This is a genomic window from Nocardia barduliensis (assembly GCF_013315795.1).
GTDB lineage: Bacteria > Actinomycetota > Actinomycetes > Mycobacteriales > Mycobacteriaceae > Nocardia > Nocardia barduliensis.
Window position 1 is genome coordinate 13,814 of record NZ_JABLTE010000076.1, and the last position, 25,651, is coordinate 39,464.

Annotated in this window: 5 protein-coding genes; 2 read left to right on the forward strand and 3 right to left on the reverse strand. The window is 70.4% G+C overall.

The genetic code is table 11. The annotated features are described in order from the left end of the window. Positions 1-44: 44 nt before the first annotated feature. Positions 45-1,490: an NADP-dependent phosphogluconate dehydrogenase gene (gene gnd, locus HOV91_RS27145; protein ID WP_174188195.1), complete on the reverse strand. Its 1,446-nt coding sequence runs from the start codon at positions 1,488-1,490 to the stop codon at positions 45-47. 231 nt (positions 1,491-1,721) lie between these two features. Between gnd and HOV91_RS27150 the strand changes: the two genes are divergently transcribed. Beyond that, entirely contained in the window at positions 1,722-2,951 is a 1,230-nt protein-coding gene (locus HOV91_RS27150; RefSeq protein ID WP_174188196.1) for a TetR/AcrR family transcriptional regulator, read from the forward strand. Positions 2,952-3,168: 217 nt separating this feature from the next. Further along, positions 3,169-5,004, forward strand: a complete 1,836-nt coding sequence (locus tag HOV91_RS27155) for an acyl-CoA dehydrogenase (protein WP_174188197.1) — start codon at positions 3,169-3,171, stop codon at positions 5,002-5,004. A 148-nt stretch (positions 5,005-5,152) separates the two neighbouring features. Here the strand turns inward: HOV91_RS27155 and HOV91_RS27160 are convergent, their stop codons facing one another. Further along, entirely contained in the window at positions 5,153-5,947 is a 795-nt protein-coding gene (locus tag HOV91_RS27160) for an FkbM family methyltransferase (RefSeq protein ID WP_174188198.1), read from the reverse strand. After that, positions 5,941-25,638 carry a non-ribosomal peptide synthetase gene (locus HOV91_RS27165; protein ID WP_246350949.1) on the reverse strand — a complete coding sequence of 6,566 codons (19,698 nt, stop codon included), beginning with the start codon at positions 25,636-25,638 and terminating at the stop codon, positions 5,941-5,943. Before HOV91_RS27165 ends, HOV91_RS27160 begins: the two co-directional genes overlap by 7 nt. Positions 25,639-25,651 lie beyond the last annotated feature (13 nt).

Sequence of the window (25,651 nt, forward strand, 5' to 3'; positions counted from 1 at the left end):
GACCGTTGCGGTGCGGGACCGAGTCCCGCACCGCGACGGTGCGACTAGTCCGCGCGAATCTCGCCGCGGTCGCCGCTCCACAGCGTGTGGAACTTGCCTTCGGCGTCGACGCGCTCGTAGGTGTGCGCGCCGAAGAAGTCACGCTGCGCCTGGGTGAGCGCGGCCGGAAGGCGCTCGGCGCGCAAGGCGTCGTAGTACGACAGGGAGGACGCGAACGCGGGCACCGGGATGCCGAGCAGGGTCGCGGTGGACACGACGCGGCGCCAGCTGTCGATGGCGGTCTCGATCGCCTCGCGGAAGTACGGCGCGAGGATCAAACTCGGCAGCGCCGGGTTCTCGTCGTAGGCGTCCTTGATCCGGTTGAGGAACCTGGCCCGGATGATGCAGCCGCCGCGCCAGATCGTCGCGAGGTCACCGGGGCGCAAACCCCAATCGTATTCGGCACTGCCCGCGGCGATCTGGTCGAAGCCCTGCGCGTAGGCGACCACCTTCGAGGCGTACAGGGCCTGGCGGATGTCCTCGGTGAACTGCTCGACATCGGTGGGCTTGTCGGCCAACCGGCCCGACGCGAGACCCTCCGCGGCCCTGCGCTGGCCGCGGGAGCCCGACAGCGCCCGCGCGAACACCGCTTCGGCGATGCCGGTGACCGGCACGCCGAGGTCCAGCGCGGACTTCACCGTCCAGCGGCCGGTGCCCTTCTGCTCGGCCGCGTCGACGATGACGTCCACGAGCGGCTTGCCGGTCTTCGCGTCGACCTGGCTGAGCACCTCGGCGGTGATCTCGACGAGGTAGCTCTCCAGGTCGCCGGAGTTCCACTGCGTGAAGACGTCGGCGATCTGCTTGGCGTCGAAGCCGAGCGCGTCGCGGAACAGGTGGTATGCCTCGCCGATCAACTGCATGTCGGCGTACTCGATGCCGTTGTGCACCATCTTGACGAAATGTCCTGAGCCGTCCGGGCCGATATGGGTGCAGCAGGGCGTGCCGTCGACCTTCGCCGCGATGGATTCCAGCAGCGGGCCGAGCGAGTCGTAGGACTCCTTGGGGCCGCCGGGCATGATCGCGGGGCCGTTGAGCGCACCCTCCTCGCCGCCGGAGATGCCGGCGCCGACGAAGTTCAGCCCGCGCTCGCGCATGGCGGCTTCCCGCCGGATAGTGTCGGTGTAGAGGGCGTTTCCGCCGTCGATGATGATGTCGCCCGGCTCCATCGCGGCCGCCAGTTCCTCGATGACCGCGTCGGTCGCGGCGCCGGCCTTCACCATGATCAGCACCCGGCGCGGCTTCTCCAGCGCGGCGACGAACTCCGCGATCGTTTCGGTCCGCACGAAGTCGCCGTCGCCGCCGTGTGCCTCGAGCAGTGCGTCGGTCTTGGCGACGGAGCGGTTGTGCAGCGCGACGGTATAGCCGTTCCTGGCGAAGTTCCGTGCGATGTTGCTACCCATGACCGCCAGACCGGTGACTCCGATCTGTGCACGCGCTGTAGAGGTCGGCATCAATCAGCTCTCTTCGTTCGACAGGGCGCGTCCGCGCGAAGCTGTTCGGCGGCTGCATCGTGGAGTCCTTTCCACGACGCTTCAGACCTTACCTATCGCGCCGGTAGACGCAGGGACGGCATCACGAGCCGCTCGACAAGCTTCGGCGCATACCCGGCACGACGTGGCACCGGCCGGACGATGCGCCGGTAGTAGACGCCGTCGGCAGTCGGATACGCGACACTGACCGCGATGGGCATGCAGACGAACGGCGGACAGCCGAGGCGGAGACCACCTCACCGGCGCGAGATGATCCTGCGCGCCGCGGTCGACGCCTTCACCCACGGCGGCTACTACGGCACGACGATGGCCGACATCGCGGCGGCCGTCGGCATCTCCGCGACGGCGTTGTACCGGCACTTCCACAACAAGCAGCAACTCCTGGGGCAGTGCCTGCTGGTAGGGCTCGACGACACCCTGGACCGGCTCGACGCCGCCTTTCGCTCCGACGATTCCGGTGGCGCCGTAATGGCCGAACTGGTCCGGGTCGCACTCGAACTGCGCGGCCTGCCGCGGCTGTGGCAGCTGGAGTTCCGCAATCTGACCACCGCGGACAAGACTGCGGTACTGGTCCGCGCCGCGCGGCTCACCCGGTACCTGCGGCACACGATCCGCCTGCGCCGACCCGAACTGAGCGCCGCGGATGTCGAGCTGCTGAGCTGGTGTGTGCTGTCGATCGCGGTCAGCCCCTCCTATCACCGCGCCGAGTTGCCCGCGCCCGTGGCCGCGCAGGTGCTCGACGCCGCCGTCGCGGCGGTGATCGCGACCGAGATGCCCGAGCATCCGGCAGGCCATGCGCCGAATCGGCCGCCGCGCGCGGAGACCGGCAACACCGCGCTGGACCGAGCACTGCGGTCGGAGCGAATGCTCGCCGAGGCGACGCGACTGTTCAGCACCCGCGGTTACGCCGCCGTGGGCATCGAGGACATCGGCGCGGCCGTCGGCGTCACCGGGCCCGCCCTCTACCACCACTTCTCGAGCAAAGCCGAGCTGCTCGACCAGATCGTCCGGCGCCAGGACGAGTGGCTGCGACTGCTGCTGGCGCGGGCCATCGCCGAGGGCCGCAGCGCCGAGGAATCCTTGCGCTCACTCATGCGCAGCTTCGCGCAGCTGGGTGTGGACGAACCCGATCTGCTCGCCATCACCGTCAGCGAGACCCGGCACCTGCCGGGCGAGGCGGTGCAGCGCTACCGCAGGGTGCGCCTGGACGGGATCGCCCAGTGGGCCCGCATGCTGCAGGCCGTACGGCCGGACTTGTCCGCTCCGGTCGCCCGGGTGCTCAGCCGCGCCGTCTCCACCGTCGTCATCGATGCCGTCCGCAATCCGCGCTTGCGGCGGCGCGCCGATCTCGTCGACGTTCTCGTGGCGATCGGAGAGCGGATCGAAACGGCGGGGGTACATGGCCGAGTTTCCGCGCAGTGATTTATGCCACTTAGCGGTTATTAACTTATCTCAGCCAATTACCGGCTATCAGCGGATTGAAGGCAGTCGGACACCCGACCATATACTTAGTCGTCATTAACATTCGGTTGATTTCGAGGCGGCGGTGCCGCACAGTGTGCCGTGGGCGATCACCTGTGCGTGCGCCTGCCGAAACCCCTTGCCGGTACCCCGGCCGCTTCTCGAAAGGCGTTGGCTCGTGAGCCATTACAAGAGCAACGTGCGTGACCTCGAGTTCAACCTGTTCGAGGTGTACGGACTCGACGACATCCTCCGCTCCGGAGCATTCGGTGACCTGGACGGCGACACCGTGCGGTCGATGCTGGCGGAGGCCGCGCGTTTGGCGGAAGGGCCGGTCGCCGAGCCGTTCGCCGAAACCGACCGCACTCCCCCGGTTTTCGACGCGGCCACGCACTCGGTCCGGCTGCCGGACCCGTTCAAGAAGGCCGTGCGCGCCTGGTACGACGCCGAATGGTGGCGGGTCGGCAAGGACGAGGCGATCGGCGGTGTGCCCGCCCCCTCGATGGTCAGCTGGGCGATCAGCGAATTCGTCCTCGGAGCGCAGCCCGCGGCCTACATGTACCTGACCGGCCCGGTCATGGCCGACATCATGTACGGCATCGGCACCGAGCAGCAGCAGCGCTGGGCCCGGTTCATGGCCGAACGCGGCTGGGGCGCCACCATGGTGCTCACCGAGCCCGACGCCGGTTCCGATGTCGGTGCCGGGCGCACCAAGGCGATCGAGCAGGAAGACGGCAGCTGGCACATCGAGGGCGTCAAGCGGTTCATCACCTCCGCCGACTCCGACGACCTGTTCCCGAACATCATGCACCTGGTGCTGGCCCGCCCCGAGGGCGCGGGACCGGGCACCAAGGGCCTGTCGCTGTTCTTCGTGCCGAAGTTCCACTTCGACCACCAGACGGGTGAACTGGGCGAGCGCAACGGCGTCTTCGTCACCAACGTCGAGCACAAGATGGGCCTGAAAGCGTCCGCCACCTGCGAACTCACCTTCGGCGGCCACGGCATCCCGGCCAAGGGCTGGCTGGTCGGCGAGGTGCACGACGGCATCGCGCAGATGTTCCAGGTGATCGAAGAAGCTCGCATGATGGTGGGCACCAAGGCCATCGCCACACTGTCCACCGGATACCTCAATGCCCTCGAATACGCGAAGACCCGCGTGCAGGGCAGCGATCTGACCCGGATGGCGGACAAGACCGCGCCGAAGGTGACCATCACCCGCCATGCGGACGTGCGCCGGTCGCTGATGATGCAGAAGGCGTACGCCGAGGGGCTGCGGGCGATCTACCTCTACACCGCAGGTCACCAGAACGACGTTGTCGCGCAACATATCTCGGGCGCGGATGCCGAGCTCGCCGCGCGGGTCAACGATCTGCTGCTGCCGATCGTCAAGGGTGTCGGCTCCGAGCGGGCCTACCAGTACCTGACCGAGTCGCTGCAAACCCTCGGTGGTTCCGGCTTCCTGCAGGACTACCCGATCGAGCAGTACATCCGCGACGCCAAGATCGACTCCCTCTACGAGGGCACCACCGCCATCCAGGCCCAGGACTTCTTCTTCCGCAAGATCGCCCGCGACCGCGGCGTCGCACTGGCCCACCTGGCGGGCAAGATCCGGGAGACGGCGCAATCCCCCGCGGGCGATGGCCGGCTCAAGGCCGAGAAGATCCTGCTCGCCACCGCGCTGGAAGACGTCCAGGACATGGCAGGCCGGTTCACCCAGCATCTGCTCGCCGCACAGGAGCAGCCCGCCGAGCTGTACAAGATCGGTCTGAATTCCGTCCGATTCCTGCTCGCCGTCGGCGATCTGCTCGTCGCATGGCGCTTGATCGTCGCGGCCGAGATCGCCTCGGCCGCCCTCGATGCCGCTTCGAACGAGCAGGACCGCGCGTTCTACCAGGGCAAAGTCGCGGTCGCGTCGTTCTTCGCCAAGACCGTCCTTCCGCACCTCAGCGCCGATTGGTCGGTGATCTCCGACGTCGACATCAGCGTCATGGAACTCGACGAAGCCGCGTTCTGACCCCCCGGTCCGGCCTTCCTCGACAAACCGCGGGAAAGAGACCGGCACGCGAACAGTCCCGGATATTTCGGGACTGTTCGCGTGCCGGGTCGGACGTCTTCGATTCGAGTGGTAGACCGCAACGCCGTTGCGCACGGCGCGGAACTCGTCAGGCGCTTTCCGCCCGAACGGCGTAGATCTCGTGCAATTCGGTTCCGATCAGGCTCGGGTCCTGCCTGGTTCTGGCGAACAGCCCGTGCTCGCGCAGCAATTCGCAGCACCGCGCCAAGCGATCGTCCCGGTCGTGCACCTCGGCGACGACGGCACGGATTCGTGACCAGTCCGCGTCGGCTATGCCGTACAAGACGTCGAGCTCTGCTCGCTCGACGTCGACTTTGAGCAAGCCGACCTCCGCATTCCCGCCGTACTCGCCGAGGATCGCCGAAACGGTGGTGACCTCGACGTCCATGCATTCGCCCTCGTGCAACCCGGCCGTGATGAGTGCGATCGCTTCGTCGTCGAGCCCGCTGTTGCGCAAGTAGATCTCGGTGGCTGCGTCGTCGGCCGCGCGGTCGGCGTAGAGACCGGAGTTCGCCGACGCCCGCGGATACCAAGTGAACGGCGCACTCCCGGACGCCGCCCCGACCGCGACTCGCAGCGGCACGCCGTCCGGCACGTGCGCGGCCATATTGCGCGCCAGGCAATCAAAGGTGGCCGGAGCCGGCTCGGCGGCGATCACCCGAACCGCCGGGCAGGTATCGGCGAACATCATCGCGCTCAATCCGATGTTCGCGCCGATATCCAGTGCGATGTCTCCCGGCCGTAGGCGCGCCGCGGCGCGGCGGTAGAAACCATGGGTCGACATCTCGCCCCACAACATCCGCGCCTCCGCCGGACTCGTGCAGGTCACTGTCCTGCCGTCGTCGAGCCTGAGTTGCTGGAGTTGCTGGAGAGTCTTCAGCATTCGATCGAGAACCTTTCGAGGATCGGGCCGATGACGGCCAGTGCGTGCGGGTGGGTCAATTCGAGATGTCGTGCGTCGACGACCGTGTTGTGCAGGTCGCCGGTGATGAACGGCCGCCACGTCCGCACGACGGCGTCGTGGTCCGCGCGATCCTTGCCTGCGGTGAAGAAGACCAGGTCACCCTCGAAGACGGCGGGCCGATACCGCTGGGCGATGCCGCCCGCGGTCTGGAAGCTCTCCATCACCCGGTCGACCTGTTCGGCGGTGAACATCCCGGTGGCGGTCACCTGGTCCCGGATCACCGCCCACGCCTGCTCGTGGGTGTCCGCCGTGACCTCGGCGCCCAGCTCGAACAGTTCGCGCCAGCCACCGAGCAGATCGGCCATCAGTTCGGCCGGTGCGGGCTCGTTCCCGGTGGTGTCCATCGACGCGGTCAGCGCCTCCGCGTCGCCCACGGCGCTGTCCATCATGGCCAGCAGGCCGACCCGCTCGCCCTCGCGCTGCAACCGGACCGCGACGGCGTGCGCGATCGCACCGCCCAGCGACCAGCCCAGCAGGTGGTACGGCCCGGTGGGCTGCACTCGGCGAATCTCGCTCACATAGCGTTCGGCCAGTTGGTCGACGGAATCGGCACTCGGTTCGCCCGCCACGACATGCGGATCCTGCAAGCCGTAGACCGGCCGGTCCTTGTCCAGGTGTTCCACCATTCCGCCGTAGAACCACGCCAGCCCGCCCGCCGGGTGCATCGCGAACATCGCCGGCTTGCGACCATGCGCACGCAGCGGCAGCAATACTTGCAATCCCGAGCCGCCCGCCGCGCCGTCGGCCCTGGCCGCCAGGGCTTTCGGCGTCGCGTCGTCGAACATCCACGGCAATTGGATGGTCACCGCGCGGGTGCGCAACTCGGTCACCACCATCGTGGCCAGCAGCGAGTTGCCGCCGAGATCGAAGAATCCGTCGGTGATCCCCACGCGCTGGACACCGAGGACCCGCGCGTACACCTCACTGATCACTTTCTCCGTGTGCGTGCGCGGCGCGACGAAATCGGTCGCAGATTCCTCGAAGTCCGGCGCGGGCAGTGCTTTTCGGTCGAGCTTGCCGTTGACCGTCAACGGCAGCGCGGGCAGCACCATGATCGCCGCGGGAACCATGTAGCCGGTCAGCACCTGAGCCGCGGCCTCGCGAACCTCGACCGGATCGATCCGCGCACCGTCGACGCCGACGACGTAACCGATCAACTGATCCACCCCGCGATCGTGCCGGTGCACCGTGACCGCGGCCTGGGTGACGAGCGGGTGGCGCAGCAGCGCCGACTCCACTTCGCCGAGCTCGATCCGGAAGCCGCGCAACTGCACCTGCGCGTCGGCCCGGCCCACGTACACCAGTTCCAGCCCGCTCGCGGACTTCCGCCACCGGCCCACGTCCCCGGACCGGTAGAGCCGGGCGCCGTCGCCACCGAAGGGGTCGGCCACGAATCGGCCCGCGGTCAGGGCCGGGGCTGCGAGATAGCCACGCGAGAGCTGGCCGCCGGCCACGTAGATCTCCCCGGCCACGCCGACCGGCACCGGACGCAGGCGGTCGTCGAGGACGTAGACCCGCAACCCGGGAAGCGGCGCTCCGATCCCGTTCGAGGTCGTCTCCGTGACCTCGGCGAACGTCACATGCACGGTGGTCTCGGTGATGCCGTACATGTTGACCAGCCGTGGCGATCCCGGCGCGTGCGCCGCGAACCAGTCGTGCAATCGGGACGCGTCCAGCGCCTCGCCACCGAAGACGACATAGCGCAGCGCGAGGTCACCTGCGGGGCAGCCCGACTCCCGATAGCGGCGCTCCGCTTCGGCGAAGCCGTAGAACGCCGAAGGCGTCTGGCTCAACACGGTCACGCGCTCCCTGGCCACGATGTTCACGAACGCCTCCGGTGACCTCGAGGTGTCGTAGTCGACCACGACGACCTTGCCGCCGGACAGCAACGCGCCCCAGATCTCCCACACCGCGAAATCGAAGGCGTAGGAATGGAACATCGTCCACACGTCGTCGGGCCCGAGGTCGAATCGTTCGGCCGCGTTGGTGAACAAGGTGACCGCCTCCCGATGGCTGACCGTCACCCCCTTCGGGCGGCCCGTCGATCCCGAGGTATAGATCACGTAGGCGACGTTGCCCGGTCGCGCACCCGATGCCACCGCCGCGGCGGGCGCGGCCGCGCTGTCGTTCACACAATCCTCGACGAGCACCACCGGCGCGGCGCACTCCGGCACCGCCGCGGACAGGTCCGCCGAGGTCAGCACCGCGACCGGATGGGCGTCGTCGAGCACGAAACGCAATCGCTCCGGCGGATACGCCACGTCCAGCGGCAGATATCCCGCGCCCGCGCGCACGACGCCGAGCAGGCCCACGACGAGGTCCGTCGTGCGTGGCAATGCCACGGCCACCAGCGATTCCGGACCCACTCCCTGCTCGACCAGCCGAGCCGCCACCGCGGCGGCGCGCCGATCGAGTTCCGCGTAGGTCAGCTGCGACGCACCGTCGGTCACCGCGACCGCGTCCGGGCGCGCGGCGGCCCGGGCCAGGAACAGCTGCGCGAGCGTGGTCTCCGGAACCGCGACCCCCGCGTCACCGGCCGCGTCGAGCAGTGCGCGCCGCTGCGCCGGATCCGTCAGGTCGATGTCCCCGACCGCGACCGCCGGGTTCGCGGTCACCTCTTCCAGGATCCGCACATAGGCCCGCGCGAACCCGGTCATCGTCTCCTCGGTGAAGAGATCGGTGGCGTAGGTCAGGCGCCCTCGGATGCCGCCGGGTTGTCCGTGCTCACCGGACCGTTCGACCAGATTCAGATTCAGATCGGCCTGCGCCGGTTCGAATCCGTTCTCGACCGGCTCGACGGTCAGTCCGGGCAGCTCCAACGCGGCCTTGCTCAGGTTCTGGACATCGAGCGTCACCTGGTACAGCGGCAGATGCGCGGTGGACCGCGGCGGGTTCAGCGCCTCCACCACCTGCTCGAACGGCACGTCGGCATGCGCGAACGCGGCCAGGTCCGTGTCGCGCGTCGCCGCGAGCAGGTCGCTGAACGACTGCCGCGACGACACCCGCGACCGCAGCACGAGCGTGTTGACGAACATGCCGATCAGGTCGTCGAGTTCGCGCTCGCCGCGGCCGGCCACCGGGGTGCCCACCGCGACGTCGCGTACACCGGCCAACCGCGACAGCAGGACGGTCAGCGCGGCGTGCACGACCATGAAAACTGTCGCGTCGGCCGCACGCGCGAGCGCCCCGACGCGTTCCCGCAACGCGGCGGAGATCTCGAATTCCACCGTCCGGCCGCGCATCGACGCCACCGGCGGGCGGGGCAGGTCGGTGGGCAATTCGAGCAGTTCGGGCAGCCCGTCGAGCGTGTCCTTCCAGAAACGCAACTGCTGGGACATGAGCGAGCCGGGATCGCGCTCGTCCCCGAGCACGTCGCGCTGCCACAGCGTGTAGTCCGCGTACTGCACCGCGAGGGCAGGCCAGGCCGGTTGCGTTCCCTGCTTGCTCGCCTGGTACGCCAGCGCCACGTCCCGCGCGAGCGGCAGCATGGACTGTCCGTCGGCGCAGATGTGGTGCACCGCGATGACCAGCACGTGCTCGTGATCGTCGAGCCGGAACAGCTCGACGCGCAGCGGGGGCGCCTGTGTCACGTCGAAGCTCGCCGAGACCGTGGCGAGCACCCGCTCCATCAGCCGCTCCGACTCCACCTCGACCGCGGTGAGCCCGGCGGGGACCACCTCCGCGACGGGAACCGTCACCTGATGCGGCGTTCCGTCGGTCATCGGGAACTTGGTGCGCAGTGCCTCGTGCCGAGCGATGACCAGCTCGCACGCGCGCCGCAACGCCTCGACGTCGAGTTCGCCCGTCAGCCGGATCACCAGCGGGATGTTGTAGGCGCCCACGGAGGTGTCGAGCTGATTGAGGAACCACATGCGCTGCTGCGCCAGCGACAGCGGCACCGACTCGGGGCGGTTGCGCGGGACCAGCGGCACCCGATCGGCCCGCTCGGAGGTAGCCAGGCGGGCCGCGAGTTCGGCGACCGACGGCGCTTCGAACAGATCCCGGACACCTACGCGCACGCCGAGCGCCGTGCCCAACTGGGCCGTCACCCGGGTCGCCGACAGCGAATTGCCGCCGAGGTCGAAGAAGCTGTCGGTGGCACCGACCCGTTCGATGCCCAGGACGTGGCCGAACACCTCCGCGACCTGCCGCTCGGTCTCCGTGCACGGCGCGACCCAGGCCCGCGCCGCCGCGAATTCCGGGTCGGGCAGCGCCCGGCGATCCAGCTTCCCGGTCCTGGTGAGCGGGAATTCGGCGAGCACCGTGCACAGGTCGGGCACCATGTGCGCGGGCAGGCGCAGCCGCGCGCCGGCCCGGACCGCCTCCGGGTCCAAGTCCGCGGAGCCGACCAGATAGCCGACGAGCCTGCCGACGCCGCGCTCGTCTTTGCGCAGCTCCACGGCCGCGTGCTCCACACCGGGTTCTCCGGCGAGAACGGTCTCGATCTCACCGAGCTCGATCCGCTGACCGCGGATCTTCACCTGGAAGTCGCCGCGCCCCAGGTATTCCAAGGTGTGTTCCGGTGTCCAGCGAGCCAAGTCGCCGGTGCGGTACATACGCGACCCGGCCGCGCCGAACGGATTCGCGACGTACGCGCCGGACGTGACCCCCGGCCGGTTGACGTATCCGCGTGCCAATTGCACACCCCCGAGGTACAACTCACCGACGACGCCGACCGGGACCGGCCGCAGCCACGCGTCCAGCACGACGGCCTCGACGCCTTCGATCGGGCCACCGATCGTGACGGTTTCGCCGGGATACAGCGGTCCGCCGATTCCCGCCAGAATCGTCGTCTCGGTGGGACCGTATCCGTTCAGCAGTCGCCGGCCCGGCGACCACTGCGCGACGATCTCCGTGGTCACCGCCTCGCCACCGGCCATCAGCACCCGCAAGGAATCCAGCCCGTCGGGCGACATCGTCGACAGCACGCTCGGCGTCATGAACGAGTGCGAGACATGCTGCGCCCGAATGACTTCCGCCAGATCGGGGCCGCCGAACACCTCCGGCGGCGGCACCACCAGTACCGCGCCGTTGGTGTGCGCCAGCAGCAATTCCAGGACCACCACGTCGAAACCGGGAGCGGACGCGTTGAGCACACGCGACCGGCTGTCCACCATGAACCGGTCACGTTGCACCGCCGCGAAGTTCGCCAAGCCCTCGTGGGTGATGGCCACGCCCTTCGGCGTCCCGGTCGAACCCGAGGTGTACAGCACGTAGGCGGTGTCGCGCACGTGTGGCGTACGCAGCCGATCGCTGTCCGTCACCGCGGTCGATGAGCGCGCCGCGATCGCCGCGCGGGTGTCCGGATCGTCGAGCACCATCCGCCGCACAGTGGCCGGGACCAGCTCTCGCGACGCCTCGACGGTGAGCGCGACGCGCACCCGCGAGTCGGCGACCATGTGCCCGACACGTTCCGCCGGATTACGCGGATCCACGGGCAGGAAAGCGGCGCCCGTCTTGGCCACGGCCCACATGCCGATCACGAACTCCACCGACCGTGGCATCGCCAGCGCGACCTGATCGCCCGGGCCCACACCCCAGTCGATCAGCTCGCGCGCGACGCGGTTCGACCAATCATCCAACTCGGCGTACGACATCGTTCGCCCGTCCGAAACCAACGCGGGCGCATCGTGATCCACCGCGACACCGGCGGCCAGCAACTCCGGCAGCAGACGCGGCGATTCGGCCCGTCCGCCCGTGGCGGGCACCAGGGCACGGCGCTCGATAGCGGACAACAGATCGAGCTCGCCCAGCCGCGCCCCCGGATCGATCGTGATGGCGCGCAGCACGGTTTCCAGCCGCCCGGCCAGACCCGCGGCCGTCCGGTCGTCCACGCGGGCCTGCTGGTAGCGGATCATGACGTGCAGCTGGTCGGTCTGATGGGCCTGCACTGTGATCGGGTAGTGGGCGGCGTCGCTGCCGTCCGCCGCGACCACCCGCATGCCGTCGATGTCCGCCTCGCCCAGACCGCTGCTGTCGACGGGGTACGACTCGAACACGACCAGGGTGTCGAACAGCTGGGCGGCACCCGCGGCCGACAGGATCCGCGACAGTTCGACGTCGTGATGATCCAGCAGCCGGGTGTTGTCCGCTTGCAACCGCTGCAGCGCGTCCTCGATGGTGGAGAACCGCGGGACGTGCACCGGCACCGGGATCGTGTTGATGAACAAGCCGATCATCGACTCCACGCCCGGCAGTTCGGCCGGACGTCCCGAGACCGTGCCGCCGAACACCACGCGCTCGACGCCGAGCAGGTTCCCCAGCACCACCGCCCAGGCGAATTGCACGATGGTCGCCATGGTCACCGCTCGTGCCTGGGCGAACTCCACCAGCTCGGCGGTGACCGCCCGGTCCAGTACGACCGCAAGGTCGACCGGGATGCCGACCGTGGTGTGCGTCCGCGCGTCGGCGACCACTGTGGGTTCGGTGAACTCGCGCAGCGCCTCGCGCCACACGTCGATTCCGGCGGAGGGGTCGCGCCGCTGCAGCCATTCCAGGTAGCCGCGGTAGGACGCCGCGGCGGGCAGCAGCTCCGCGCGGGCGCCCACGGCGTACAGACCGATCAGCTCGCGCCACAGCAACGGCAACGACCAACCGTCCAGCAGCAGGTGGTGCGCGGTCAGCACCAGCCGGAAGTCCTGCGGCGCCACGGCGATGAGCAGCAACCGCAGCAGCGGCGGATCGGCGGGGTCGAACGGGACCGCCCGCTCGGCCTCGATCAGCTCCTCCGGAGTCGTGCCCTCGGGCAGGTCGACCCGCCGCCAGCGCACCACCGCGTCGGCCGGGATCACCTGTGCCGGAATGCCGTCGGCCGTGCGGACGAAGGCCGCTCGCAGGTTGGGATGGCGCTCGAGCAGGGCCTTCGCCGAACGTTCGAGGCGGCGCTCGTCGAGCACACCGGCGAGGGCGAGGGTCGACTGCGCGGTGTAGACGTCGAGATCGCCCGCGGCGAGCTCGGCGTGGAACAGCAACCCCGCCTGCAGCGGCGCCAGCGACCAGATATCGCCGAGGGTTCCGTAACGTCCGGCGAACGCGTCCAGGTCGGCCTGGGTGACCTCGACGAGCGGGACGTCGGCCGGTGCGAAGCCCCAGTCCCCGTCCGCACGGGCCGCCGCGGCGATACCGGTCACCGCGCCGACCCATTCGTCGACGAGTTCGGCCACGTCGTCGCGCTCCAGCAGACGGGAGGCGTACCCGACGTGCGCGGACAGGCGTGGTCCCGCCTCGGTGTCCACGATGTTCACGTCGATGGTGAGGGCCGCCGCCGCTGGCATGTCCGGATCGAAGGCGGCGCGCCGGTCGAACGGCTCGTCGGTCGGAATCCAGGCGAGGTCCGACAGCGTCGTGAGATCGACGCCGACCCGGCCGAGGTTGTTGAAGCTGATCTGCGGCTCCGGCAGCGTCGCGAGGCGATCGGACGTGCCTGCGTGCAGGTAGCGCAACAGGCCGTAACCGATCCCCTTGTCCGGGATCGCGCGCAGCTGGTCTTTCACGGACTTCACGGCGGCGCGCGGATCGTCGGTGTCGACGCCGCTGATGTCCAGCGCTACCGGATAGGTGTTGGTGAACCAGCCGACCGTGCGCGAGACATCCGCGCCCTCGGCGATCTGCTCCGCGCGCCCATGGCCCTCCAGCAGAACTTTCAACCCCGAGTGCGGGATACCGCGGCGGTGGCGCCAGCGCGTCACGGCCACGGCCAGACCGGCAAGCAGCGCGTCGTCGACGCTGCCGTGCGCCGCCCTCGGCACCGCGTCCAGCAGTGCCAAGGTGACCTCCACCGGCAGGGACACCGTCAGATTCCGCACCGTCGACTGGGTGTCGAGGGCGGGATCGAGCACGGCGCTGCCGAGCAGCGGATCGGCGGCCGCGCCCATCCGATGCCACAGCTCGAACTCGTCGGCGCGAGCCGCGGCAGCCTCGGCGAGCGCGTGCGCCCACCGTCGCATGGACGTGCCCTGCGCGGGCAGTTCCACCGGTCGTCCCTGCGTGACCTGCTGCCACGCGGTGGCGAAGTCGGGGACGAGGATCCGCCAGGAGACGCCGTCGACGGCCAAGTGGTGCACGACGACCAGGGCCCGCGCTTCGGCGTCCAGACCCGGTTCGGGCAGCAGGCAGGCGACCTGCACCATCCGGCCCTGGGCCGGGTCGAGCCGGTCGGATGCCTCGGCCAGCGCCGCTTCCACCACCGCGGTGAAACCGGTGCTGCCCGGCGCCTCGTCGGCGCCGAAGGTGCGGGTGAGCACCGCGCCCGCGGCGTCGGCCGCCTCGGCCCTCGGCACCTCGAGCCGGTGTTCGCCCAGCCTGGCGCGCAACATGTCGTGCTGTTCGAGCACCGCTCGCACCGTGGCGGTCACGTCCGCCACGCGCGCGTCGCCCGGCAGACGCACCAGCATCGACTGGGCGAACCGCGGGGCGGCGCCCAGACGCTCGGTGAACCAGGACACGACCGGCGTGAAAGGGATCTCGCCCACGCCACCGCCCGGCAATTCCGCCAGCGTGACCCGTTCGGCGGCCGCGGCCACCCGCGCCAGGCCGCGGACGGTCTTCTGCTCGAAGATGTCGCGTGCCGTCACGACGACACCCGCGGACTTCAACCGGGAAGCCAGCTGAATCGACAGGATGGAATCGCCACCGAGGCTGAAGAACGAGGTGGTGACGCCGACCGATCCGATCCCGAGCACATCCGCGAACGCGGCCGCGATGGTGCGCTCCAGCTCGGTCGACGCCGCGACGGCGTCGTCTGCGGCGGGTTCGAAGACCGGCTCCGGCAGCGCTTTGCGATCCACCTTGCCGGTCGAGGTGATCGGCATGCGGTCGAGCACGGTGAGCACCGAGGGCACCATGTGTGCGGGCAGGACCGACGCGACGTGATCGAGCACGGTGGCCGGTTCGACGCCGCTCGCGGCTTCGGCCACGATGTAGGCGGCCAGCAGCGGCCTGCCACCGGGCCCGGTGCGGCTGACGGTCACCGCTGCGGCCACCTTCGGATGCGTGAGCAGCGCGGCGTCGATCTCACCGAGTTCGATGCGCTGGCCACGAATCTTCACCTGGAAGTCGCTGCGGCCGACGTATTCCAGGGTGCGCTGCGCGGTCCACCGGACGATGTCGCCGGTGCGGTACATCCTGGCGCCGGGCCCGCTGTGCGGATTCGCCACGAACGCACCGGCCGTGACCGCAGGCCGGTTGAGGTAGCCGCGGGCCAGTTGCGCACCCGCGAGGTACAGCTCCCCCGCGACGCCGACCGGCACCGGACGCAACCGCGCGTCCAGGACCAGTGCTTCCGCGCCGCGAATCGGGCCGCCGATGGCGATCGGATCGCCCGGCAGCACGGGGTCGCTCATCGTGATCACGATCGTCGTCTCGGTCGGGCCGTAGATGTTGTGCAGCCGCCGCCCCGGCGCCCACGCCGCGATCAACTCCGCGGGCACCATCTCCCCGCCGACCGCGAGCATCCGCACCGACCCGAGTCCCGAAGGTGACATGGTCGCCAGCACACTCGGCGTCAAGAACGCGTGCGTGACCCGGTGCTTTCGCATCAGCTCGGCCAGGTCCGGACCGCCGAACACCTCCGGCGGCGACACGACCAGCGCCGCGCAGGCGGCGTGCGCCATCAACGCCTCCAGCAGCACCGCGTCGAACGCGGGCGCCGCAACCTGCAGCACGCGCGACGTGGCCTCGACCCGGTAGCGCTCCCGCTGCTCGGCCGCGAAACTCGCCAGCCCGGCGTGCGTGACCACGACGCCCTTCGGCGTTCCTGTCGACCCGGAGGTGTAGATCAGGTACGCCGCATCCTCGACCCGCAGGACGCGTCCGCGATCCGCGTCGGTCACCGATCGGTCGGACTGCGCGGCGATCTCGGCCGCGGCCCCCGGATCGTCGATCGTCAGCCACCGCACGCCCTCCGGCAGGGAGCCGCGTGCGGTCACCTGCGTGATCCCGATCTCGACACCGGAATCGCTGACCATGTGCGCGATTCGCTCGATGGGGTAGCGCAGATCCACCGGCACGAACGTGGCGCCGGTCTTCGCGATCGCCCACATGGCGACGTGATACTCGACCGAGCGAGGCACGGCCAGCGCGACGAATACGCCCGGCCTCGCGCCCCGGGTGAGCAGGTGCCGGGCGAGCCGGTTGGCCCTGCGGTCGAGTTCGGCGTAGGTGAGGGTGCCGGTGTCCCCGATGAGGGCCACCGCCGACGGGGCGGCGGCTACGGCCGTGCCCAGCAGATCCGGAAGCAAGCAGGGCCGCGCGCCGGCGTCGCCCCGCGCGGGCACCAGACGTTCGGTGTCCGCGGCGCTCAACAGGCCGATGTGACCGATGGGCCGAGCCGGATCGGACGTCACCGCTTCGAGGACGCGGATGAACCTCTCCGCCAGCGATCGCGCGGTCGATTCGACGAAAAGGTCGGTGGCGTAGATGATCTCGCCATCTATCCCGGCCGGCCCATCGCCCGTGCGGCGCTCGGTCAGCAGCACGGTGAGGTCCGTCTTGGCCTGCGCGATACCGGGATCGAGGACCTCGACCGCGATGCCGGGCAGCTCGAAGCGGGCCTGCTGGGTGTTCTGCAATCCGAACATCACTTGGAACAGCGGCGAATACGCCGTGGAACGCGGACGCTCGAGCACGTCGACCAGCCGTTCGTAGGGCAGGTCGGCGTGGGCGAGCGCTTCCAGGTCGACGCCGCGCACCTCGTCCAGAAGTTCGCGGAACGACCGGTCGTCGTCGACGCGCGTGCGCAGCACCACCGTGTTCACGAACATGCCGACCAGATCGTCGAGTTCGGGCCTGCCGCGCCCGGCGACCGGGGTGCCGACCGAGATGTCGTCGCTGTGCGCGGTGCGCGCCAGCAGGATCGCCAACGCCGCGTGCAGGACGACGAACACGGTGACGCCTTCGCGGTGGGCCAGCCGCACGATGTCGTCGTGCAGCCGGGCCGGCAGCTCGAACCGGACGTTGCCGCCGTCCATCGAGAGGGTGGCAGGCCGCGGCCGGTCCGTGGGCAGCGCGAGCAGCTCCGGCGCGCCGTCGAGTGCGTCGGTCCAGTAGTCGATCTGTCGCGCGATCAGCGACGCCGGATCGTCCTCGGAGCCGAGTATTTCGCGCTGCCACATCGCGTAGTCCGCGTACTGGACTTCCAGCGGCGCCCACTGCGGCGCGTGGCCGCTCACCCGGGCGCGGTAGGCGGCGAATACGTCTCCGGCGAGCGGAGCCATCGATGCGCCGTCGGCCGCGATGTGATGGACCACGACCACCAGCACATGCGCCTCGGGCGCAACGCGATACAGTCGCGCCCGCACGGGCACCGACTCGGTGATGTCGAAGCCCGTCTCGACGGCATTCCGCATCCGCTCGGCCAGTTCGGTCTCCCCGGCCACGGGTTCCGGTGCCAAGGTCACCTCCGCGGCGAACGTGGCGGCGTCCCGCACGACCTGGCAGGGTTCGCCGTCGAGGAGCGGATAGACCGTCCGCAACGGCTCGTGCCTGGTCACCACGTCCAGGAACGCGGCCCGCAGCGCGGCGTCGTCCAGCGGGCCGGTCAAGCGGGCCGCGAAGCAGATGTTGTAGGCCGCCGAGGCGGTGTCGAACTGGTTGAGGAACCAGATCCGTCGTTGCGCCGCCGCCAGCGGGACGGCCCCGTGGCGTTGCCGTGGCGTGAGCGCGACCGCCGTGGACCGGGTGCGGGTCGATATGCGTTCGGCGAGCGCGGCGATCGTCGCAGCGTCGAAGACGTCCCGGATGCCGACGTCGACGCCGACGGCGGCCTGCGCTCGCGCGGCGAGCTGGGCGGCCGAGAGCGAGTTGACGCCGATCTCGAAGACGTTCGCCGTCACGCTCACCCGGTCCGCGCCGGTCAGATCGGCGACCAGGCGCGCGAGCACCGCCTCGGTGTCGGTGCGCGGCGAGACGAAGGATTCGCCGTCGTCGAACACCGGCCGCGGCAGCGCCGAGCGGTCGAGCTTGCCGTTCGCGGTGAGCGGCAGAGCGTCGAGCACCTGCACGGCGTCCGGAACCAGGTAGGACGGCAGCGTGCGGGTCAGCTGTTCGCGAATCGCGCGGCCGTCGATCACCGCCCCTGGCGCGAGCGTCACGTATCCGACGATGCGCTCGGTCGTCACGATGACCACCGCACGCGCCACCTGCGCGACAGCGTGCAGCGCGGCTTCGATGTCGCCGGGCTCCACCCGCTGACCGCGCACCTTCACCTGGAAGTCGCTGCGACCCAGATATTCCAGCTCACCCGTCTTCCGCCACCGCACCAGGTCACCGGTTCGGTACAACCGCTCCCCTGCCGCTCCGAACGGGTTGGCGACGAAAGCACGGCAGGTCAGGTCGGGGCGCGCGTGGTAGCCGCGCGCCAGCTGGACGCCCGCGACGTACAGCTCACCGACGACGCCGACCGGCACCGGCCGCAGGCGCGCGTCGAGCACATAGACCTTCATACCCGCCGCGGGCGACCCGATCGGCACCGCCGCGGCGGTCGTCGCGTGCGGCGAGCACCGCTGAGCGGTGACCACTTCCGCCTCCGCGGGCCCGTACCAGTTCACCAGCTCCGCGTGCGCGAAGACATGGGCCGCCGCATCCACCGTGCGCTGTGCCAGCGCCTCACCCGCCACGAACACCCGCCGGATGGAGGGCAGTCGCGCGGCGCCCGCGGATTCCAGCAGGACATCGAGCATCGAGGGGACGAAATGCACCGTGGTGATCCGGTGCCGCGCGATCACCTCCGCCAGGTAGGCGGGGTCGCGATGCCCGTCCGGCTCGGCGACGACGATGTGCGCGCCGGTCTGCAACGGCCAGAACAACTCCCACACGGCGATGTCGAACGTGATCGGCGTCTTGTGCAGCACCGCGTCGGAGGTGTCGTGCGGCCACTGCCGTTGTGCCCACGCCAGCTGGCTCACGGTGGCGGCGTGGGTCAGGGCCACACCCTTGGGGACGCCGGTGGACCCGGAGGTGAACAGCACGTAGGCGAGGTGGTTCGGCCGCAGCGGTGTCCGCCGCTGGGCATCGGTGATCCTGGCTTCGGACAGACCTGTCACCTCGAGCCGGTCGATCGACGCGCAGGCGAATCCGCCCGGCAGATCCGCGCCGTCGCCGGTCGTGGTGAGCACCACCACCGGCCGGGCCGCGCCGAGCACGCGGGCGATCCGGGCGCTCGGATGATCCGGGTCGATCGGCAGGAACGCCGCGCCTGCCTTCACCACCGCGTACAGGGCGGTGACCAGCTCGGCGGACCGCCGGATAGCCACCGCGACAACGGTTTCCGGTCCGGCGCCGCGGGCGATGAGCCATCGGGCCAGCCGATTGACGCCTGCGTCGAAGTCCCGGTAGGTCAGCGTGCCGCCATCCGGCAGCAGCAGTGCCGCGCTGTCCGGGGTGCGCGCGACCTGTTCGTCGAAGACGTCGACGAGCGTCCGGCCCGGCGCGGCGGAGCCACCGGTGTCGTTCCACCGCTCCAGCACCTGGGAGCGCTCGGCCTCGTCGAGCAACCCGATCTCCCCGACGGTGGCCGCGGCGTCGCGGGTCGCGGCGTCGAGGACACCGACGAATCGACCGGCGAAGCGCCGTACCGTGTCCTCGTCGAAGAGGTCCGTGGCGTAGGTCAGGCGCAAGGTCATGCCGGTCGGCTCGTTGTGCGTGCCGTGGCCCTCGGTCATCATCAGCAGCAGGTCGTAGATCGCGGCGCTGTCGCCCGGGTCCACGCTCTCGACGGTGAGCCCGGGAAGCTCGACGCGCGCCCGCGCCATGTTCTGATAGGCGAGCAGCACCTGGAACAGCGGCGTGTGCGCGGTCGACCGCACCGGATTCAGCGCGTCCACCAGTTGCTCGAACGGCACGGTGGCGTGGTCGAACGCCTCGATGTCGGTGCGCCGTACCTGCTCGAGCAGGCTCAGGAAGGTCTGGTCGAGCGTGATCCGCGTGCGCATCACCAAGGTGTTGACGAACATGCCGACGAGGTTGTCCAGCGACCGGTCACCTCGGCCCGCGTGCGGCACGCCGACGGTGACGTCGTCGCTGCCCGACAGCCGTGCCAGCAGCACCGCCAGCGCCGTGTGCACCACCATGAACGTGGTGGCTCCCGCGCCCCGCGCCAGCGCTTCCACCCGGCCTTGCAGTTCGCCGGGGATGGCGACCTCGAGCACCGCGCCGCGCTGGGACTGCTCGACCGGCCTCGGCCGGTCGGTCGGCAACTCGAGCAGATCGGGGACGCCCGCCAGTTGCGTTCGCCAGTAGGCGATGTCGCGGGCGACGTACGAGTCCGGGTCCTCCGCCGAGCCGAGCACCGCGCGCTGCCACAGCGCGTAGTCGGCGAATTGCACGGGCAGCGGCGCCCAGTCCGGCGCGGCGCCGCCGCAGCGCGCCCGATACGCCGTCACCAGGTCGGCGGCGAGCGGAGCCACCGAGAAGCCGTCGCAGCTGATGTGGTGGGCGGCCAGCGCGATCGTCCATGCCGCGTCCGACAGCTGATACAGCGCGACGCGCAGCGGCACGCCCTTCGCCACGTCGAATCCGGTGCCGCAGAACTCGGCGAGCCGATTCGGCAGTTCCCGCTCGCCGATCGCCTGCGGGGACAGGTCGCAGGTGGCCAGCACGTCCTCGGCGTCCAGCACGACCTGGGTGGGCGTGCCGTCGACCGCCGGATACATGGTGCGCAGGCTCTCGTGCCGCTCGACGACATCGCCCACGGCGGCGGTCAGCGCCGCCAGATCGAGCGCGCCGTCGAGGCGCAGCGCCAGTGGCACCACATATCCCGGCGCACCGGGATCGAACTGGTTGAGGAACCACATCCGGGTCTGCGCGTGCGACAGCGGGATGCGGTCCGGGCGCGGCGCCCGGGTCGGCGCGGGAAGACTCGGCACCGCCCGCAGCCGGGCGATCCGCTCGGCCAGTCCGGCCACGGTCGGGGCCTCGAAGATCGCGCGTACCGGAATGGTCACGTCGACGACCGCGCCGATCCGGCTCAGCACGCGCGTCGCGACCAGCGAGTTGCCGCCCAGCTCGAAGAAGTTGTCGTCCGCGCCGATCTCGGGCCGGTCGAACAGCTCCGCGAAGACCGCGGCGACGGCCTGTTCGACCAGACCCCGCGGCGCGCGGAACTCCGAGTCCTCGGCACCGGGGTCCGGCTCGGGCAGTGCGCGGTGGTCCACCTTGCCGTTCGCGTTGAGCGGCACCGAGTCGATCCGGGTCACCGACGACGGCACCATGTAGGCGGGCAGCCGGTCCAGCAGGAAGCGCCGGACCTGCCGGACGTCGATCTCGGCGTCCGCGACCACGTAGGCGACCAGCCGCTGGTCGCCGCCGTTCACGCGCACCTGCGCGACGGCCGCGTGCACCTGCTCGTGCGCCGTCAGCGCTGCTTCGATGTCGCCGAGCTCGATGCGCAGGCCGCGCACCTTCACCTGGGTGTCGGCGCGGCCGACATAGCGCAGGTTGCCGGCCGCGTCCCAGCGAACGAGGTCGCCGGTGCGGTAGAGGCGAGCGCCCGCCGCGGTCGCGAAGGGATCGGCGACGAACGCCGCGGCGGTCAGGCCGGGGCGGGCGTGATAGCCGCGCGCCAGCTGCACGCCGCCCAGGTACAGCTCACCCGTCACCCCGACGGGAACGGGATGCAGCCGCGAATCCAGCACATGCACGGTCACATTCGCCTCGGGGACGCCGATCGGCACGGCCGCGCCCTCGACCGTGTCGATCCGGTGGGCGGTGACGCTGACGGCCGCCTCGGTCGGACCGTACAGATTGTCGATGCGCGCATCGCTGAGATCCTGGAAGTGGCGCACGGTTTCGGCGGGCAGCGCCTCGCCGATGCACAGCACGCGCCGCAGGTGCGGAAATGCGTGCGGGGTGGCCACCTCGAGGAACGCGGCGAGCAGAGACGGCACGAAATCCACCGTCGTCACCCGGTACTCGGCCAGCAGCCGAGCGACCTCGCCCGGGTCGCCGTGCGCGTCGGGGCCCGCGACGACCAACGCCGCGCCGCAGGTGGGCGCGCAGAACAGCTCCCAGACCGACAGGTCGAAGGTCACCGGCGTCCGCAGCAGCAGGACGTCGTCACCGCCGAGCCGGTAGTGCTCGTGCACCCAGCGCAGCTGGTTCACCACCGCGGCGTGCGGGACCGCCACGCCCTTGGGCACGCCCGTCGAGCCGGAGGTGTAGATGACGTAGGCCAGATCGTCGGCGCGCAGCGGGCGCAGCCGGTCGGCATCGGTCACCGCCGAGGTGTCCTCGCGCTCGGCGCCGAGTTCCGCGAGGGTCCAGACCGGCACGTCACCGGGCAGGCTCGCGTGGTCGTCCGGACGGGTGAGAACCGCTTCCGGCCGCGCCGCGGCCAGGACGGCGCGCACCCGGTCGACCGGGTGATCCGGGTCCAGCGGCAGGTAGGCCGCTCCCGCGGCATGGACGGCGTACAGCGTGGCCAGCAGATCCACCGAGCGCCGCATCGACACCGCCACCACGGCTTCCGGGCCGATCCCCCGCCGGATCAGCGCGCGGGCCAGCGCGTTCACCCGCGCCCCGAACGCCAGGTAGTCGAGCCGGGCGCCGCTCGCGGCGTCGAGCACCGCCGTATGCTCCGGCGTCGCCGCCGCCTGCGCGGCGAACAGGTCCGCGATCGTCGCCGCCGACGCCCGCGTCCTGGCCCCCGCCGACCGCACCGCCAGCTGATGCGTCTCCTGCTCGGTCAGCAGCGCGATGTCGCCGACGGCGCGGGTGGGGTCGACCACGATCGCGCGCAGCAACAGCAGGTAGCGGTCGAACATCGCCCGGACCGTCGCCTCGTCGAACAAGTCTGTCGCGTAACCGAATTCGACCGCCATGTCGCCCGGTTCGCCGTCCGGCTCCAAGGCGTCGACCAGATTCAGGTGCAAGTCGTACTTCGCCACGCTGGGATCGGCCATCTGCGCCGAGACCGTCAGGCCCTCGAACCGCACCGTGGGGATCTCGATGTTCTGGAACGAGAAGCCGACCTGCGTCAACGGCGCGTGCGCCGTCGAGCGCGGCGGGTTGAGCACCTCGACGAGTCGCTCGAACGGGATGTCGGCGTTCTCGAAGGCGGCCAGGTCGGTGGCCCTGACCTGATCCAGGATCCGGACGAAGGACGCCCCTGGCTCGAGGTGCGTCCGCAACACCAGCGTGTTGACGAACATGCCGACCAGGCCGTCCAACCCCGGCTCGCCACGTCCGGCGATCGGTGTGCCCACGGCGATGTCGCCGGTGCCGGACAGCCGCGCCAGCAGCGCCGCGTAGGCCGCGTGCATCACCATGAAGACCGTCGCGTCGTGGCGGCGGGCCAGTGCCACCACCTCGCGATGCAGATCCGCGGGAAGGGTGGCCGAGACCGTCGCGCCGCGGAACGACTGCTTCGCGGGCCGCGGTCGGTCGGTGGGCAGATCCAGCACCTCGGGCAGACCGGCGAGCGCCGCGAGCCAGTAGCGGGTCTGGGCCACGGTCGGGCTGTGCGGGTCGTCCTCGGTGCCGAGCAACTTCCGTTGCCACAGCGTGTAATCCGCGTACTGGACCGGCAACGGCGCCCACTGCGGCGCCCGGCGCCGGACCCGAGCCCGGTAGGCGGTCATCAGGTCCGCGGCCAGCGGTGCCAGCGAGGACCCGTCGAAACTGATGTGGTGGACGACGAGCACCAGGGCGTGCTCGTCGGGTGCGCCGCGCAGCAACACCACCCGGAACGGAACCTCGGTGGTGACGTCGAAGCCCACCGTCACCTCCGCGGCGACGCGCGCGTCGATCTCGCCGGAGGCGACCGGCACCGGCGCCAGCGCGGTCAGCGCCGTCTCCACCGGCACGACCACCTGATGCGGCCCGCTGTCGCTGTCCGGGTACACGGTCCGCAGCGCCTCGTGCCGTTCGAGCACGTCCGCGATCGCCGCGTGCATCGCGGCCACGTCGAGGTCGCCCGACATCCGCACGACCAGCGGGATGTTGTACACCGCTGAGCTGGTGTCGAACTGGTTGAGGAACCACATGCGGGCCTGGGCGGGCGAGAGCGGGATCCGGTCCGGGCGCACCTGCGGCGCCAGCGGCTCCCGAGTCGCCGCGTCGGCGCTGCGCAGGCGCTCGGCCAGCGCCCCGATCGTCGGCGTCTCGAAGATCGCGCGCAAGGGCACCTCGACGCCGAACGCGCCGCTGAGCTGCGCCGCCGCGCGGGTGGCCGACAGCGAGTTGCCGCCCAGCTCGAAGAAGCTGTCGAGGACGCCGACGCGCTCGATGCCGAGCACGCCCGCGCAGATGTCGGCGACGATCTGCTCGGTCGCGTTGCGCGGCGCGACGAACTCCGTGGCGGGTGCGAACTCGGGTTCCGGCAGCGCGGCGCGGTCGACCTTGCCCACCGACGACAGCGGGAGGGTGTCGAGGACCATGACCGTGTCCGGAACCATGTGCGAGGGCAGGCGCTGGGCCGCGTACTTCGTCAGTTCCGCGGTGTCGACGGCGCCGTCGGCGGGCACCACGTACGCCGCCAGGCGCGATCCGGCCTCGGCGGGCACGCCCACCACGACCGCGGTCGCGACGGCCGGATGTCCGGCGAGGACGGCTTCGATCTCGCCCAGTTCGATGCGCTGGCCACGGATCTTCACCTGGAAGTCGGTGCGTCCCAGGTACTCCAAGGTGTGGTCGACGGTCCAGCGCGCCAGGTCACCGGTTCCGTACATCCGGGTGCCCGCGGGACCGTACGGGTTGGCGACGAAAGTGGCGGCGGTGGACGCGGGCCGGTTGAGGTATCCGCGCGACAGCTGCACACCGGAGACGTACAGCTGTCCGGTCACCCCGACGGGGACCGGCCGCAGCCGCTCGTCCAGTACCACCGCGTCCACGCCGCGGATCGGGCCGCCGATGGTGACCGGGTCGCCCACGCACAGCGGATCGCTGATCGCGACCATGATCGTGGTCTCGGTGGGTCCGTACCCGTTGTGCAGGCGTCGTCCCGGAGCCCACACCGACACGGTTTCGGCCGGCACCGCTTCCCCGCCTGCCACCAGCACCTGGAGCGAATCCAGGCCGGCGGGCGACATCGTGGCCAGCACGCTGGGGGTCACGAAGGCGTGCGTCACCTCCTGTGCGCGAATCAACTCCGCCAGCTGCGCACCGGCGAACACCTCCGGCGGCGAAACGACCAGCACAGCGCCGTTCGCGTGGGCCATCAGCAACTCCAGCATCACCGCGTCGAAACCCGGTGCGGCCACTTGCAATACGCGTGACCTGCGATCCACGCGATAGCGTTCCCGCTGTTCGACCGCGAAGTTCGCCAGGCCCTCATTGGTGACCGCCACCCCCTTCGGCTTGCCGGTCGAGCCCGAGGTGTACACGACGTACGCCGCGTCGGCTACCCGGCAGGGACGCAGGCGATCGGCGTCGGTCACCGCCGCCGGGGACTGCGCGGCGAGGAACGCCTCGGTGCCCGGATGGTCGAGAACCAGCTGACGCACGTGACCGGGGAGCAGGGTGCACGACGCCTCGACGGTGAGCCCGAACTCCACTTGCGAGTCCGCGATCATGTGCGCGACCCGTTCGCTGGGATAGCGCGGATCGACCGGCACGAACGCGGCGCCCGCCCGCGCCACCGCCCACACGCCGACCACGAACTCCACCGACCGTCCCATGGCCAGCGCGACC